At 58.7% G+C, this 17849-nt stretch carries 7 protein-coding genes and 1 pseudogene; 5 read left to right on the plus strand and 3 right to left on the minus strand.

Going from position 1 to position 17849, the window contains the following annotated elements; translation table 11 throughout:
• Positions 1 to 130: 130 nt before the first annotated feature.
• Both PDO_RS25920 and PDO_RS25925 read right to left on the minus strand, forming a co-directional pair.
• Entirely contained in the window at positions 131 to 1864 is a 1734-nt protein-coding gene (locus PDO_RS25920; RefSeq protein WP_007608756.1) for a type I secretion system permease/ATPase, read from the minus strand.
• 70 nt (positions 1865 to 1934) lie between these two features.
• Complete coding sequence (locus tag PDO_RS25925; protein WP_007608758.1) at positions 1935 to 11360, minus strand: peroxidase family protein; 9426 nt, start codon at positions 11358 to 11360, stop codon at positions 1935 to 1937.
• Positions 11361 to 11741: 381 nt separating this feature from the next.
• Here PDO_RS25925 and PDO_RS25930 point away from each other — a divergent pair, with 381 nt between their 5' ends.
• The gene (locus PDO_RS25930) at positions 11742 to 13115 is read left to right on the plus strand and encodes a sensor histidine kinase (RefSeq protein WP_244426533.1); all 1374 of its coding nucleotides are present in this window, start codon (positions 11742 to 11744) and stop codon (positions 13113 to 13115) included.
• Here PDO_RS25930 and PDO_RS25935 read toward each other — a convergent pair.
• A complete protein-coding gene (locus PDO_RS25935) occupies positions 13105 to 13797 on the minus strand; it encodes a response regulator (RefSeq protein WP_007608762.1) in 693 nt (230 codons plus the stop codon). The two genes, PDO_RS25930 and PDO_RS25935, sit on opposite strands and share 11 nt — an antisense overlap.
• Positions 13798 to 14518: 721 nt before the next feature.
• On the opposite strand from PDO_RS25935, the gene PDO_RS25940 reads away from it, so the two are divergent.
• From PDO_RS25940 to PDO_RS25955, 4 genes and pseudogenes are all read left to right on the plus strand, one after another.
• Positions 14519 to 15727: an MHYT domain-containing protein gene (locus PDO_RS25940; RefSeq protein WP_007608763.1), complete on the plus strand. Its 1209-nt coding sequence runs from the start codon at positions 14519 to 14521 to the stop codon at positions 15725 to 15727.
• A 212-nt stretch (positions 15728 to 15939) separates the two neighbouring features.
• Positions 15940 to 16806 carry an FAD binding domain-containing protein gene (locus PDO_RS25945; protein WP_007608764.1) on the plus strand — a complete coding sequence of 289 codons (867 nt, stop codon included), beginning with the start codon at positions 15940 to 15942 and terminating at the stop codon, positions 16804 to 16806.
• Between the two features lie 10 nt (positions 16807 to 16816).
• Complete coding sequence (locus PDO_RS25950; RefSeq protein ID WP_007608776.1) at positions 16817 to 17317, plus strand: (2Fe-2S)-binding protein; 501 nt, start codon at positions 16817 to 16819, stop codon at positions 17315 to 17317.
• Positions 17314 to 17849: pseudogene (locus PDO_RS25955) on the plus strand (aerobic carbon-monoxide dehydrogenase large subunit); the annotation flags it as partial. The gene PDO_RS25950 and the pseudogene PDO_RS25955, both read left to right, overlap by 4 nt.

A 17849-nucleotide genomic window follows, 5' to 3' on the forward strand; every position in this document is an offset into this window, starting at 1 on the left:
CGTTGGCTCCCGGCTGTCAAACCGGCGTGCGGGAGCTTTGGCGGCACCGGGCTGCTCCCGTTCGAACACGAGTGGCTTTTCAAGGCTATCTACCGGATCCATCAGCATTGGTCTTCCTCCGCTCCTGGGCCTACTCGGCTGCGATCGACATGGGCTGGGGCATTGACTGGGGCATGGGATAACGCGGCGGGGTCGAGACATTGGCCGGTGTCTTGACCACATCGTCCTTGGGTCCGAACGAGACCAGTCTGCCGCCCTGGACGACACCGACCATGTCGACATATTGCAGAATGCTCGGTCTGTGGGCGACCAGGATGACGATCCCGCCGCGTTCGCGGACTTTGAGGATCGCTTCGCCAAGCGCCTGTTCGCCCTCGGCATCGAGATTGGAATTAGGCTCGTCAAGCACCACCAGGAAAGGATCGTCATAGAGTGCCCGAGCAAGAGCCACCCGCTGACGCTGGCCGGCCGACAGAACCTGTCCGGCCACGCCGATATCCGTCTGGTAACCGCTCGGCATGCGAACGATCAGGTCGTGAATGCCAGCCGTCTTTGCAGCCCGAAAGATCTTGCGAGCATTGGCGTCATCATCGAAACGGGAGATGTTCTCGGCGATTGTTCCATCCATCAGCGACACATCCTGCGGCAGATAGCCGATATTGCTGGTGAAGAACTCCGTCGGCCATTGCTTCAGGTCGGCGCCGTCAACGCGGATTGCACCGCGCAGTGCAGGCCAGATTCCAAGGATTGACCGGACCAGGGTCGTCTTGCCACCGCCGCTCGGGCCGATCAGCGCCAGCGCCTGGCCCGCCTTCAGCTGGAAGCTGACATCGGTCAACAGCACGGTGCCCGATGTTGGCGCGACGGTGGTGATATTCTCGACCGTCAGTGTCTCGGATGGAGCCGGGAGGTCGAAGCGGGTATCCGGGCGATTGAGAACGCCAAGCGTGTCCTTGATCCGGCTCCAGCTGCGCCGTGCGGCCATCACGCCCTTCCACTGGGCAATCGCCTGGTCGACGGGTGCAAGCGCCTTGCCGGTGATGATCGACGAGGCAATGATCGAGCCGGCGGACATGTCACCCTTGATCGTCAGATAGGCCCCGACGCCGAGAATGGCGGACTGAAGCATCATGCGCAGCACCTTCGAAATCCCGGCAAAGGTGCCGGAAATGTCGGAGGTCGCGGTCTGTGCATCGATATGCCGGACATTGGCCTGCTCGAAGCGATCGAGCGCCCGTTCCGTCATGCCCATCGAATAGAGAACATCGCCGTTGCGCAGGTGGTTGTCAGCGACGACATTGCGATGGACCGAGGTGCGGGCCAGGTCGCGCGCATGGCGGCGCGACAGGAGTTCGGCCGCAAGCGTCAGGCAGGAGAGGAAGATGGCACCGCCCAGTGTCAGCATGCCGAGTACCGGATGCAGCAACCAGACGAAGATGAGATAGACCGGGATCCATGGCAGATCGAATAGCGCCACCGGACCGGCGCCGCTGAGGAAGCCGCGAACGGTGTCGACATCCCGGCCCCTTTCGACGGCCTCTGCCGGAGCATAGCCGAAACGTGGCATCTCGATCACTACCTTGTGCACCAGCGGTGCGATCTTGGCGTCGATATTGGCGGCGAAACGCACCAGGATCTGCGAGCGAATAATGTCGAACAGACCCTGGAAAAGATAGAGGCCGATTGCGATTGCCGACAGCCAGAGCAAGGTCGGCACGCTGCCGCTTGTCAGCGCCCGGTCATAGACCTGCATCATATAGAAAGCGCCGGTTAGGGCCAGGATGTTGATGATCCCCGACAGTCCGAAGACGAACCAGAGAAGACTGCCAATGCCGCGGATGGTGTAGCTTGCTTGTTTGCCCATGATCTTGCCCCTTAGCCCTTGTCTGCCCGGCCATTGAAATGGCCGGGCCGCCCTTCATTCGAAGACTTCGTCAGGCAACGCCGAGGAAGTCGTTGGCTGTCAGGTTGTGACGTCCGTGCAGAGCCAGCTCGAAGTCAGCGCCGTCATCCCCTTGCGTATTGCCGCGGATCACGGTGAATTCCTCGCCCTCGCGCAGCTCGTGGGTCACCGTGACATCGCCAATGCCGGTCATGGTCGTCCCGGCGGTCAGGTGCAGGTTTGCGCCCGTGCCCGAAAAGTCGATGCGGTCGCCGGCCTGGAAGCCATAGATCGTGTCGCCATTGGCGGCGGCCGCGGAGTTGAACTTGAATACGTCGTCGCCAAGTCCCCCATCCATGATGTTGACGGCACTCGATGCGGTGACCACGTCATGGCCCGAGCCGCCGATGAAGTTCTCGAAGCCATAGAAGGTATCGCTTCCCGTCGAGCCGCCGCTGACCGAACCACGGCCCATGAAGCCGTTGCCGAGATCGACGGTCAGGCCGCTGCTGTTGACGGCGTAGTCCAGCGTGTCGATGCCATCTTCGCCATGATAGACATCGTTGCCGTCGTTTGCGGTGGACAGAACGGTGTCGTTGCCGGCACCTGCCCAGACCCGTTCGGCACCGGCACCACCCTCGATGATGTCGTCGCCGGCATCCGCGAAGATCAGGTCGTCACCCTCGCTGCCGAAGATCACATCACGGCCGCTACCGGCATGGATCTCGTCAGCACCGCTGCCACCCGTGATCACATCGTCGCCGTCACCGCCGAGAATGACATCGTCGCCGGATTCGCCGCGCAGGATATCTGCACCGCCATCGCCAGACAGGACATCGGTTCCGTCACCTCCCAATGCGACGTCATTTCCGGCAGCGCCTTGCAGGACATCACTTGCACCCGTGCCGATTAGTGTCTTGGCTGCGATCGCGGTGGGCGGCGTGACCACGTCCCCATCATCATCGCCGTCATTGTCGTCGTCCTGATCATCATCCGTCTCGTCGTCGTCCTCATCGTCGTCGTCCTCATCGTCGTCGTCGTCGTTGTCGACGGTGCCGTCATCCTCATCATCGTTATTCTGATCGTCATCGTCGTCCTCATTGTCCGCGCCGTCTTCGAGATCGGACGAGAATATATCCTCCGGAAGACCGGTGAGACCGGTGTTGCGTTCGATGATGTCGGCGAATTCCTGTCCGTCGATGAAGTTTTCGTAGAGATCGAAGTTGTCGAAGCGCTCCTTGTAGTAGAAGCGATCGGCCTCCTGCAGACGGTCGAATTGTTCATGCAGGATTGCCCAGAAAGTCGAGCCGGCCATGCCGCCGTTGAAATGCGCTTCGGCAAGGCCGCCGACCCAGAGATCGACCCGGTCGATGCCCTTGACGAGGCCGGTGCCGTCCCCTTGGACTGCGACAATGTCGCCATTGATCGCCTTGAATGCATTGATCTGGTCGGCCCGCAGGACAAGATCCGGATAGGCCGCCATGAACTGGGCGATCACGATGTCGGTCAGGCCGTTGCGAGTCTGGAAATCCTGCCAGCTGGAATAGGGGTTCACCGAACCACCATTGGCCGAAAGGAAGCCGACGGCAAACTTGACGTATGGGTCCGTCGAATTCTGCAGGCTTGCCTTCACCTGGTTCAGGGTGCCAAGGCCGACATCACGGCCGCGAGCCACATTGAAGGCGAAGAGGTCAGCGCGGATGCGTACCAGGTCATTGCGGACCGCATCGACAATGTTGAAATCGACTTCTTCCGCCGGCTGCTCGACGATTCCGGCGAGGATCGCGCCGGTGCCCAGTTGTTCATAGCCGGGCTGAGGGTCATAGCCCATCGCCTGCAACTGGATGAGCTGCTCGGGCGTGAACACGTCATTGCTCGGGTTGAGGAAGGCATCGAACAGATTGACCGAGTAGTTCTGTCCGTCATCGCCCTTGACTGTAATCGTATCACCGATCAGCGAATGGCCGATGCGATAGACGGCGGCGGCAAATTCGTGGCTGATGCCGGCCGTGGCTTCGGGGTTGTATGCTTCGAAGCCATGGTCTCCAACACCCTGGATGCCACCGATCAGTGCATCGGCGAATTCGGTGAAGACGACACGCTGGTATTCGGCCTCGTTGACCATCTTGGCCGCCTGGAACAGCTCTTCCGTCGTGCCGGCAAAGCCCGCATCGAGCAATGTGTCGATGTGGAAATTGTGGTTGCGGGCCCAGATCGTGTGCATCGAGGTCAGCGTGACGTTTTCATTGGTGCGACCATCGCCGCCGACATAGTGGTCGAGCAGGTTGATCACCGGATTGGTGTCGAGCAGCAAGGCATGGCTCGATCCCATGAAATTGCCGGCAAGCGCACGCACTGTCGCAGCATCATACTTGTTCGTGGCACTGTTCCACAGGGTGGGATAGTAGCCATCGATGGTGATGCCGCCGGTTGGCAGGCCGGGACCGGTAAACAGCGTGCCTGCTTCGCGATGGTGGTCGAGAAGTTCGCGCAGGGTCGACATCAGATCGAAGCCGGATGCTGACGGGTCATCTGCGCCCATCAGGATCCGCGAACCGTATCCATGATTGCCATCACTTTCGCGCAGCAATTGGCCGACAATCATGTTTGAGCCATAGACCTGGTTCTGGTCGACATAGGCCGAGGTCTTGTTGATATGCTGCGGGATGTCGTCAGCCGATGCCAGTGGCTCGGCCAGCGAACCACGCGTAAGGTCGGTGAAGTTGGACGCGACAGGTCCTGGAATATCCACGCCGTCGATGACGACCTGTCCGGCACCACCCTTGGGCAGGAAGTCGAGGCCATGGTCGAAATACTGACCAAAGGCCATGAAGAAGATATTGGCCTCGTTGGCATTGTTTGGCAGATCAAGCTCCTGTTCACCCAGGACATTGGAGATCTGTCGTGGATCCAGGCCGTCGAAGATCGGATTGAGCGCGCGGTTGATGATCGCTCCCGTGCTGTCGGTGACGACACCTTCGCCGTAGCGTGCCTCGGTCAGGCGGATGAATGGCTGATCGGCGGCGCCAAAACCATCATTGTCAGCATTGTTGCCTTGCCCAGACAGGCTGCGTACACCGACGGCACCGTCGGTATCATCATCGTCGGCAAAGGCTGGCAAACCACGCACGAGGTTGGTGATGCCCGCCACGTCCCTGGCAGTCAGCGTAAACGGACCTGTCGGCTCGCTGCCACTGTTATCGTCATCGTTGTCGCCATTTGCGCCGATCGGCGAAAGCGTCGGGGTCTGGCCAGTGAACGTGATCGAGTGCGTGCCATTGGACAGGGTTCTGGTACCATTGGCATTCACCGTCTCGACATAGTCGGCCGGATCGGCACCTTCAGGGATTTCGATGCGATCCTGGGACCGCAATGTACCGATCAATGTGTCGTTGCCGCCATTCGAGCGGAACAGGATGCGGTGGGCTGAGGCCATGCCGCTCAAATTGACGGTATCGTCACCTTCCGAGCCATTGATGGTGATGGTGTTGAAGTTCAGGCTGGTGCCGTTGAAGTTGCCGAGCGTGGTGACATTGTCATTGCCGTTGCCGGTGTTGATGACGATCTCCTCGACATTGTCGAGTTCGACAGCAACCTGCCCATTGCGCGTGATGACGATCTCGGTCGAATTGAGGAGGCCCGTGATGCCGTTGGCTAGAGCGGCGGCCCGGCTGTAGACGACGAAGGCCTCGTTACTGGCATCGCCCTCGATGCGGACGGTATCGCCGGCGTTGTTGTTGGTCTCGCCGTTGAACCGGTCGCGACCATCGCCGACATTCCAGACCATGATATCGTCACCGGTGCCGCCCGTGACGGTATCATCGCCACCACCGCTGAAGATGATGTCATTGCCGCCACCGGCGCTGATCGTGCTTGCCGCCACACCGCCGACGATGACTTCAGAATTGCCGCCGCCATTGATGTCGTTGGCATCATAATTCACTGAGACCGTTGCCGTGTCGTTGGCGAGGCCATCGGTTGCGGTATAGGTGGCGGTCCGGCTTTGCTGTGTGGTGTAGCCGAATGTTGTCACGCCGCCGGCGCGCCCGACCGTGAACAAGGTCGAGTTTTCGGTGATGCTCGTGATCGAAAGCTGTCCGTCCAGATCCACGTCATTGGCCAGCAGTGCCCAGTCCGGCACGTTGAAGTTGCCCTGGATATTGGTAATGACGATGTCATTGCCGGCATTGGGCAGATCGTTGGTGGCCGTGACATTGACCCTGGTCTCAGCCACGTTCGACGACAGCAATCCATCGTTGACCGTCACTTCGATGAGACGTTGGGTCGTGTCGGGATTCTCGGATGTGTTGCGATAGCTGATCGACTGGATGGCGTTCTGGTAGGCCGCCAGCGATGCCACCCCTTCCAGGGTCACGACGATGGTCGAACCGATGACCTGCGTGGTTGCCGAAATCGCCGCATTCTGTGCGGTCAGTGCAGCCGGGATGACAAATTCGTCACCGGCGAAGGCATTGGTCAGCACGATGCTGGCCGATACCAAGGTTTCGCCGTCGTCGGTGATGCGCGGCTGCGAGGCGATCGCCGTCGATGCACCATTCTCGGTGTAGCTGGTCAAAATGTCGACGGATGCCGGGTTGGCAGGGATCTCGAAAACCGCGTTGATGCTGACATTGTCGATCGAGAAGGACTCCCCGGCGTCCAGCGTATTGTTGGCGCGGAAGCGGATGGCCGCGGTGCTCGCGAATTGAACATCAGTTGGCAGGGTTACCGATATGTTGCCGCCGTTGTTTCCGTCGAACGTGCGCAGGGTCGTAAAGTTCGTGCCATCGGCAGCAAATTCGAACAGGATCTCTTCATCATCCAGAAGGCCCAGAAAGGCCGTTACGCCGATGTCACTGATCGAGAAAGTGACGACAGCCGAAGACGCGCCCTCAAGGTTCAGGGCACGGGCCACCGAGGCATTGTCAGCGTTGCCAGCCGAGAATGTCAACGTGCCGGCATTGGTCACCTGGACGCTTCCAGTCGTTGCGCTGGCAGTGCCGTCTCCGGCTTCACTCCAGGCCGCATTGAAGCTGCCATTGGTACCGTTGTTGTTGCCATAGGAGCGGGTGCTGAAAGTGTCGGCCCAGTTGCGGTTGACGATGTCGAAGCCGTTGAGTTCAATTTCTGGCGCGATCAGCGAGACAGTGCGGTCGGCGAATTGCAGTTTCTCAATGTTCCACAGCCGGTCGATGCCGTCTGCAGCCAGTTGCCTGCCGGTGATGGGATCGACTCCGCCGACCGTGGGATTGACGTGATTTACGGTGAAACTTCCATCGGCGTTCGCGGTGATTTGATAGTTGGCGAAATTGTCCCAATAGACCGCCGTGTCGATGTCGCCGTCATTGCCGCCTTTGACGATTTCTCGAACAATGGTAAGCGCACCGGGATTGACGACACGACTGAACATCAGTTCGTCGAGCGTGAGGCCGTTGAAGGCGGGCAGGGCGCCGGAAACAGGCGCGCCATCGACATAGTCCGCAAGCCTCCAGACAACGTCGTCCAGACCATCGACGGTATAGGCGACACCTCCATGCGTGAAGCCGATGCGGACGTTGAGCCAGCTGTCACCGTCGATTACGTCGTCGCCGCCACGACCCTCGATCAGGTCGCTGCCGCCGCCGCCAAGCAGAATGTTGCCGTCGTCGAAGGCGATTTCTGCCTCGCGGGCAGCCTCTCCCACGGTAATGCTGTTCTGTACGAGATCGCCGAGCAGTTGACGAAGACCGTTGATGCGATCAATCCCCGCCTGGCTCAGGTGGTGGTTGACCATGGTGCCTTCGGCGCCGGCAAGGTTCGCCCCTGGATTTACCTCCGGCTCGGCTGGCGGTGTCGTCGTGAAGGCGGTCGCGCGATCATCGCCCTTCAGGACATCGTCCGATTTGTAACCGGACAAGCCTTCGACGGCGTCGAAGCGGTTGCGCAGGATATCCTGCTGCTCCGTCGTGAAGATGGGACGTAGCAAATCAGCATCTGCGGCCTTGGTGGAGCCCTTGTAGGCCGCCCAGTCATAGCCCCACATGCCTTCATTGCGCATGACGCTTTCGCCCTGCACCATGATGTCGTCGCCGGATTCGGAGTCGAAGTCATGTTCGTTTTCACCAGCGAACATGACGTCGTGGCCGATGATCGTGGAGTTGAAGAAGAGTTCGGAATTGTCGCCGGCCGTCGTATCGAAGCCGTTGCCGGCCTCGATCCAGTCGTCCCCCTCGTTGCCGAGCAGGAAGTCGCTGCCTTCCCCGCCGAGCATGAAGTCATTGCCTTCGCCGCCGAACATTTCCTTGCCGTCTGGCCCGGCGACCAGGTAGTCGGAGCCCTGGTTGCCGAAGACGAGCGCGAGGCCGGAGCCGCCATGGACGACATCATTGCCTTCCTCGCCCATCAGGAAGTCGGTTTCACCGATGTCTGTCCCCGAATTGGTGATGATGTCGTCGCCTGTGCCGCCATGCACCTTGTCGACGCCGTAGCCGGCTTCGATACGGTCGTCGCCGCCGCGTCCCCAGACCGTGTCGTCACCGCCACCGGAGATGATCGTGTCAGCCTGGTTCGTCCCCTGGATGAGGGCATGGTCAAGACTGTTCAACTGGATGAAATTAGCGCCCCGCTGCACCATTGGCGAGAGCGCATTCAGGAACGGGTTGTCGCCGGACGGATCACTATAGCCCCATTTGGCCTGTTCTGCGGCATCGACATAGAGAACATGGTCGGGAACCGAGAAGATGTCGCCCGGCACGGCATAACCTGTCTCGCCAATGTCCGTATTGCTGATCAGCAGTTCGGCCAGCGAGTTGGCTTCGAGTTCGTTCAGCAGGTTCAAGCCCTGTGTACGCGACAGATAGTAGAAGCGGTCGCCGTTCTGCAGGTTTTCCATTTGCAGTTCAAAGACGAATGAGAAGGTGGAGCCCAGCATGCCGCCGAACGCCATTTTCTTTTCCGCGATGCCGCCGACCCAGAGATCGACGTCGTTAAGGCCCCCCAAGCCGGAGGCGTAGGTGCCGGTGCCGTTGAGGAAGGCCTGCCGGTCGGCTTCGTCGAGCGATGCATCGCCGAAGACCAGATCCATGGCAGCTTCGCGCTTGGCATCGGTGGTCGTGGCAGATGCTATCGTTGCATGCGTGCCATAGGCGGCAATGAAGTTCACGATCGACGCCGGATTCTTCAGGTTCATCCCGAAGTCGATCCAGTTCTTGTATGGATCGAGCTGGGTGTCGCCGTTGGCGATTTCCTTGAACTGCGCCCGAGCGGCGTTCAAGCTGGGAATGCCGGTTTCCCGGCCACGGGCGATATTGAGGGCGGGCAGGTCGAGCGGAATGCCAACAAGATGGTTGCGCAAAACGTCGGTGACGAATTCGTCGATCTCGTTGCCGATCTGGCCGGTCATGCCGCGGATGATGGCGCCAGCACCCTGTTCTGCTGTGATGATCCCGGGTGCATAGGCAAGCGGGTTCAGGAAGGCATCGAACAGGTCCAGCGACGACCCCACGCCGTTGGCATCGATGCTATCTACAGTCTCGTTCAGCATGGAATGGCCGAAGCGGTAGACCACATGGGCAAATTCGGCAAAGATTGACGGATCGATGTCCATCGACGGATTGAACACGAAGATATCAATATCCGGCTGAATCTTGCGGGCGAATTCCTCGAAGACCAGATGCTGGTATTGCATTTCGGTGGTGAAACGCGCTGCCTGGAACAGACGTTCACCGTCCCAGTTAAGGCCATCCTTGATGGTTGCCAGATCGCCGGTGGGAAGTTCAGTGACATCTGTCGCCAGCCATTCGTTCAGGAAGTCGAAGTCGCCGTTCTGTGCGGCTTCTATCGCCCTTTCCTTTACCTGCTCCACTGTCTTGTTGTGCTCGGAATGGAAGATGTGGTGTACGGCGGTCAGCCCGATGTTTTCATTGCCGCGACCGTCGCCGGTGACGAAATGCGCATCGAGCAGTTCGTCGTCATAGGTTGTCGCCTGTCCGAACTGGTTGAGCGGAATGGCGTTGCCTGCGAGGTCATCGGCATCCGCCGTCTTCAGAATGTCGGGTGTGCCAGGGTTGCGATCGTGATCGACCAGACCAGGGACGGCGTTGTGGGCGATATCGTCGAGGAAGGCATGTCCCGTCAGAACAGCATTCGTGAGGCTGACCGGAGCTTCAGGATTGCCTTCGACCCAGACGATATTGCCGGCCGTTCCGGTCGCGACCTGTGGAAAGCCGTTTGGCCCACGGACAAATTCGCCATAGGCGTCCATCATGAACAGGGGCACATTCCCGACGAATTCGTCGGCCAGGTCGATGCCGAGTATGGCGCGGGCCTGTTCCTTGACTTCACCCCAGGTGGCGATGCCCTTGGCACCCTCGAGCAGGTGACCAGTGGCAACAGGCCTGTCATCGACCATTTCGTATTCGCGCAGGAAAAGCTGTTTGGAGGCTGTCGATGAATAGGTCTGGTTCTGGTCAATGAAAGGTGTCGTGAGATTGTTCGGATCTTGCGGTGAGCGCGTCAAAACCATGTAGTTGCTGCGTCCACCCGGAATGTAGAGCGGGTCATCGGGCGAAAGCGGAATATAGATCTTGTCGTTGCCGCCCTTTTCCACGAGATCGAGGCCGTGGTCGAAGAACTGGCCGAAAAGTGTGAACCAGGAATTATAGGGAGCCGAAAGCCCTTCATCGGGTGCGACGTTTTCGAGCGCCAGGGATGGCCCGTCGAAAGCCAGTCCGAAGCGGCTTTCCAGCCCGACGAAAGCGGGATCCGTATCCGTGGCGGGTCGGTCGGCAGACAGTTGCTGCGTGACCTCAGCAGCCAGAACGGCAACGGTTTTCTGCTGGGCCGCCGGCAATAGGGCATTGTCTGCCTTCGCTGCATCCAGCGCTGCGGTGAATTCGGTGCGGATCGCATTGACGGCCGCCATGGCGTCACCGGTGTAACCAGCCTGGGCGAGCGCGGTATAGATAGCGGCCGGGTTGGCCAGGGTCTGGTCGACGACGAGATTGGAGATCAGGCGCGGATCGGCATCAGCAACCGCACCGCTCGGGCTGTAGGCGCCCCCGATCGTGGTCAACGCCGGCGATCCGTCAGGGTTGGTCCCGGTGCGGATCTGGAACGTGTCCCCATCGCTCACCCTCCACCCTTGTTCGAGCAATCGTACAAAGGGCTGATCCGCCGCACCCCAAAGCTCGCGGCCTTCCCCGAGATTGTTGTAGCTGCCATCAACCGTGCGCAAGCCGTACGGGACGTGCTCGGCGCTGATCGCAAGTGTCAGGCCCAGATCCGTCACGGTCTGTGTCACACTGTCTACGACAATTCGATCACCGGCACTGTCGATCGGGAAGCCCTGTGAATCCAGCGCATATGTATTCCCGGCGGGATCGACCCAGATTTCCTTGAGGCCTGCGGCGTAGTCACCCGAATGAGCAATGGAATTCGCTTCGGCGATCTTGATCTGTTTCAAGATGAAATCGAGGTCGTGCGTGTTCAGTTGAACCATCTGATATCAGGGGTTGGTACCCCGCCTCCCAGGTTGAATGTCCCGATGCGCCGCTTCGTCCCCCATGGACATCTGGAGCTGGCATCCCGTCATTAGCCTGCCAGAACCCCCCAGAATTCAAAGGGAGCTTGGTCCAACGATGATCGAGCGGAAGGTCGGAAAGATCTTCAGACCAAGGTATGAAGACTTCGGGACGTTCGTTGCTGTAGGAATTTTGGCAGGAGCAGAGATTTTGTATTTGATTTAAACAGTTTGGCCTAAAATGCCTGTTCTGTTCGAAGCTCGCGTTGAGGGGAAGACATGCCTGGGACCGCGCGACGTGTACAAAATACAGCCTTAGGGCCGCCAACAATGGCGCGGCAGCCGTCATGGTTCGCCAGGATGCTGGCTTCGATCGCCAATCTCTCCATTGCCAACCAGTTTCTGATCGCAGCTTCCGTCGTGGTCTTCGGGCTGATGGCCGCGGTCAGTTTCTACACTGCTTCACAGGTCGAACAATCCGCCCTTGGGGCTGCGGGGTCCGCCGGGGCTGCACGCATGCAGACATCGATTGCGCCGCTGATCCGACGTGGCGCGGGTGATGCCTTCCTTTTCGATGATCAGTTCCGCCGCGACATTAACTCTTTGGTGGGGCAGGGCCCCAAGGGCCAGCGGATCACCAATGTGAAGATCTGGCTGGCCGATGGAACAGCGGCGTTTTCGGTCAAGGCCGAGAATGCCGGCGGGGCCGTGATGTTTGATGAATTGAAGGCCGCACTGGCGGGGGAAACGATCGTCTCTCGCACAATCGAGGAGAAGCACGGGTATTCGCAGAACGAGAAGGACGAAGCACTTCTGGAAATCTATGCACCGCTTCTGATCAATGCCGACGGCAGGGTTATCTTGGCCGGCGAGATTTATCTGGAATCAAACATGCTCGAGGAACAGATCTCCCGTTCACGCGCGATTTCCATGATTGCAGTCTTCCTGGTCTCTGTCCCCATGCTTTCGCTGCTCTATTTGATCGTCCGTCGCAGTGGGAGAGTTATTGACGAGCAGAGGCAGACCCTGCGCGAAAGTCTGCGCAATGCGATCGATCTGTCGATTGAAAACAACCGGCTGAGGGTCATGGCGGACAATGCGCGCGTCGAGGCGGGCAAGCTGAACGAGCGAATCCTTGATCAGATTGGTGCGGATCTGCACGATGGTTCGCTACAGGTTCTCACCTTGGTGAAGCTCAGGTTGAGCGACCTTCTGTCGGCTGATGACCTGCAACAAAGCACGCGAAGCGCGCTAGGCAAACTCTTGGATCTGGTCTCGATGACACTGGAGGAGTTGCGCAATCTTTCGGCCGGCTTGATCCTGCCAGAGCTCGAACATGTGTGTGTCCGCGAGGCCATCGAACTGGCGCTGAAGCGCTACTTCGAAATAACCGGCTGTGACGTAAGACTTGAGGTTGGCGATGATATCGATCTCAGGGTGCATGACCTGTCAATCTGCCTCTACCGCTTTGTGCTGGAAGGTCTGATGAACAGTTTTCGCCACGCACGAGGGAACCGCCAGATGGTTCGATGTGTGTTCATCCGCGGACGGCTTTATGTCAGCGTCGCCGATTTCGGTGCAAGGCAGGTACTGTCGTCTGCAAAGGAGGTTAGTCGGGCGAGATTGGGCAAGGTCAGTCAGAAGAGACGCATTCGCTCCTTCGGTGGAAGGATGCGTTATTTTCCAAGGGCTACCGGCTCGATTGCTGTTGCAATTCTGCCGATCAATGTCTAGGTCCGCCTGGCTGGGACAGCATTGGGTCTGATGTGCGATCACGTGGAACGGTCCGGTTTTTCACCGCAATCACCAACTGCACCCGGTTGCGCACATTCAGCTTCTGCATGAGCGATGTCATGTAATGTTTGACCGTCTTTTCGCTGATGTTGATCGCTTGCCCGATTTCGCGGTTGGTTAGTCCCTTGAGCAAGCCACTGACGATCTGTTCTTCGCGGTGATGCAACCGCGTCGGCGAAGGCTGGTTGTTCCGACGCATCTGATCAGTCTTCATCGAGACGATCACCTTGGTGGCAAACCCGGGGGTCACATAGGTTTCACCCCGACAGGCAATCTTGATCGCCTCGTGCAATTCCGAAGAGGAACTTCCTTTCAGCACATAGGCCGAAACCCCGGCTTCCAGAAGCTCGATCGCGGGTTGAATCATGTTGCTGGCAGTAAAAACTATGACCTTTGTTGCGGGAGAACTGGCCATGATCTGCTCGATGGCAGCAAAGGTATCGCCTGGCATGGTCAGGTCCATCACGACTGCGTCCGGTGCAGTTTCTTCAACGATCCGCACGGCGTCGCAGGCAGAATGGCCCATTGCCACCACTTCAAGATCACTCTTTTCACTGTAGAGGCTGACAAGCCCCTCAAGCAAAACATGGTGGTCATCAATGAAGGCGACACGTAATTTCATAACGCAACCTGTCTGATTTTTTCTATTGGTAGCGATATTTCTCAATTAGATAAAGCTCATGGTAAAAGAGTGGTTAACTGCGGTTACGTTCGAAATAGAAGACTACCACCCGAAAATGGTAGTGCGGAACGCATGCTGCCTTGCCCCGGTTATGGGTTGCGGTGCAGGCAGCCAAAGGCTGTTTATGGCCCTGTTTTCGAAGTGTTAGCCACGAAAGAATACGCCAACCAATTGATAATAAACAAAATTACCGTCAGGTGACGATGCGTGCATTCTCGCAATGCTGCCAACGCGCCATATTGGTTCGCATCCTTGGGACATGATTTTTGACGGATGCGTTGCTTCCGAATGGGCCGCACACTGCATGGCTTCCCCACTCGGACGACAGAATTTTGCGGTCCAGCGGAATAGCAATCTGTCTGAAGTGATATGCCAGTGGTACCTTTATTGGAGGATATCCGGGATCGCCTTGGAAGGAGTGCCTGTATCGGATCATTGATCCTTTGCGATCTGCAAGGCGCCTCACCACGATGGTCAATGGGAAAGGGCAATCCGCTCCACTCGACAAATCGGGCGCGAGATCGATAGATTGGCGAAGGTCATGTCGGGAGCGTGGCCCGGAGGCACATCAAATCGTTTGTCGACGTCTGGATTTGGAATCCTGTCCGCTCGTGTCCCGCCACGCGCGGCACTTTGGCCGAAAAGATTGGTGACTACTGCGATGAATGAAATGGTGGCCTCTTTCAGCTACAGCCCAATCCTTGTCGCGCTTTCCGTCCTGGTGGCGATCCAGGCAAGTTATGTCGGTATCAGCCTTGCCCTTCTGATCCCCGGTGCATTTGCCAATCGGCGTCGCCTGCTGATCGCCGGATCGGCGACCACGCTCGCGGTCGGCATCTGGAGCATGCATTTCATCGGCATGCTGGCCGTCACGGCCTCTGTCGAAATCGATTATGCTGTTCTGCCGACACTGCTGTCCTTCTTCGTCAGTGGTCTGGTCACTGGCATTGCCATCTATCTGGCAAGCCTGCGCTCGCAACGTCTTTTGATTCTGGCGGCTTTTGCCATGGGGTTCGGCATTACTGCCATGCATTATGTCGGCATGATTGCCATCCATTCCGTCGTGCATGTCAATCATGATCCGCTTTATGTGCTGGCAAGCGTCACGATCGCTATCGCGGCTTCAGGTCTTGCACTCTGGCTTGCTTTTTCCGCCGACAGACGGCCGCCGCTTTTTCTCTGTGCCGCCGTGCTTGGCTGCGCGGTATCTGGTATGCACTATATGGCGATGGCCGGGATGAGCCTTCATCTGTCGGGTTCACACGACGCGGTGGCCAAGTCTGTGATTTCAGGCGATATGCTGGCCATAATCGTCAGCGTCGTCGCCTGTACGATTTCCGCAGTTTTCATGCTGGCGCTTATACCGTCCGAGACGCAGGATGGCGCTGGAGATGCGGGATGGAGTACGGCGCATGCTTTAGTCTCCGCGGGCATCGAGCCGGCGACAGGGGACGAATACGTCGGCGATGCGCGTGGTATTGACGTGCCAGCCGTTGATGCGGGAATCGCACTTCTGCCTGTCGAGAAAAACGGCGCCCGCTTTCACATCGCACCCGATGAGATCGCCTCTGTTCATTCCAACGCCCACTACACCTATGTCTTCAATGGGCGCGACGATCTCTTTTGTCCCCTGTCGATTTCCGAGATCGCATCGCGCCTTGGCAAGGCCCGATTTTTCCGGACGCATCGCAGCTATATCGTCAATCTCGATTTTGTCGTGCGGGTCAAGAAGTCTGGAGATGCGGGTGTTGCCGAACTGGACACGCCCGTGCGCAGAACGGTTCCGGTCAGTCGCGCCCGGTTGACTGCGCTTCGCCAAGAACTCGCATTGTATCAGACGGTAACGCCGACAGGCTTGTCGAACGCTTAGGTCAGCCCATCTGTCGCAGTTCGTGCAAGCTGGCCCGCATTTCGTGCATTTGCGGGCATTTGGTGTTCTTGTCCTTGTATCAAGGCGCCAATCTCCGCCTCCTTTCACAACCCTGCACCGCGACTGAGGAGACGCGGTGATTTGCCAGGTGCAAAGCACCTGAGGTGAGTTGGGTCGAGTGCCAGGAGACGTGCTTTGGGAGGAGCGCAATTATGATTCCAGGAAGCTTTGATTACCATCGACCAACGACAATCGTCGCTGCGGTCGCGCTGCTCACCGAGCTTGGTGAAGATGCCCGTCCGCTGGCGGGTGGCCACAGCCTAATCCCCTTGATGAAGACGCGTCTCGCCGCGCCCGAGCACCTGATTGACCTCGGTGGCATCGAAGGACTGAATGTCATCGAACTTGACGGCGATGAGATTGTCATCGGAGCGATGACGACCCAGCACGCATTGATCTCGTCGCCGCTTCTGGCCGAACTCCTGCCGATCGTTCGGGAAACGGCGCTGATGATTGCCGACCCGCAGATCCGCTACAAGGGTACGATCGGCGGCAATTGTGCCAATGGCGATCCGGGCAATGACATGCCGGCGCTGATGCAATGTCTGAACGCCCGTTACGCGTTGACGGGTGTGACGGGAACGCGGGACGTAAGTGCGCGCAGCTTCTACCTGGGCGCCTATGAGACCGCTTTGGCTGCAGGTGAAATCCTGACATCCGTGCGCATTCCCATCCCCCCGGCTGGTCATGGTTACGCTTATGAAAAACTCAAGCGCAAGGTTGGCGACTATGCGACAGCCGCGGCTGCAGTGGTCATCACCATGGCTGCCGGGACCTGCATCAGCGCCTCCATCGGCCTGACAAATGTGTCCGAAACGCCGCTCTGGGCCGCCGAAGCGGGCGGGATACTCACCGGCAGCGCGCTTGATGTTGCGACCATCGACCGTGCTGTGGCTGCTGCCGAGGCAATTACCAATCCCGCGTCGGACATGCGCGGCCCGTCCGAATACCGAACCAAGATGGCCGGCGTCATGCTGCGTCGCGCACTTGAGCGGGCTCGCACCCGCGCCACTGCCTGAGGGGGAGATCATGACCAAATCGCATATCAAAGTCACCATCAACGGCAGGTCCGTCGAAGCACTGGTCGAACCACGCACCCTGCTGATCCATTTTCTGCGTGAGCAGCAGAACCTGACAGGCGCTCACATCGGCTGCGATACCGGCCATTGCGGCGCTTGCACCGTCGACATGGACGACATGTCGGTAAAGAGCTGCATGACCTTTGCCGTCCAGGCCGACGGCGCCTCGATTATCACGATCGAAGGTATGGCCAATGCCGATGGCACGCTCAGTGCCCTGCAGGAAGGTTTCCGCATGATGCATGGCCTGCAATGCGGCTATTGCACGCCGGGAATGATCTTGCGCGCGCATCGCCTGCTGCAGGAAAATGCCAATCCGACCGAAGATGAGATCCGCCACGGCATATCCGGCAATCTCTGTCGCTGCACCGGTTACGTGAACATCGTCAAGGCCATCCAGTATGCGGCGGCCAAGATCAACGGGACACCCTATCTGGAGGCGGCAGAATGAACGAGCAAGTCAAGGTCGATATCGATCGCGCCGAGCGCACCGAAAAGCTCCAGGGCATGGGCTGCAAGCGCAAGCGCGTCGAAGACATACGCTTCACCCAGGGCAAGGGCAACTATGTCGACGACATCAAGCTGCCCGGCATGCTGTTTGGCGATTTCGTCCGTTCGCCGCATGCCCATGCCCGCATCGTCAGCATCGATACCTCGCGGGCAAAGGCTTTGCCGGGTGTCGTCGCTGTTTTGACCGCCGCCGACCTTAAGCCGCTCGGCCTGCATTACATGCCGACCTTGGCCGGCGACGTTCAGGCTGTGCTGGCCGAACACAAGGTGCTGTTCCAGAACCAGGAAGTCGCTTTCGTCATCGCCGAGGATCGCTACATCGCCTCTGATGCCACCGAACTGGTCGACGTGGTGTACGAGGCGCTGCCATGCATCATCGATCCGTTCAAATCGATGGATGGGGACGCCCCCATCCTCCGCGAGGATATAAAGGACAAGATGGTCGGCGCGCATGGGCCGCGCAAACATCCCAA

The organism is Rhizobium sp. PDO1-076, from assembly GCF_000247475.1.
Classification (GTDB): domain Bacteria; phylum Pseudomonadota; class Alphaproteobacteria; order Rhizobiales; family Rhizobiaceae; genus Allorhizobium.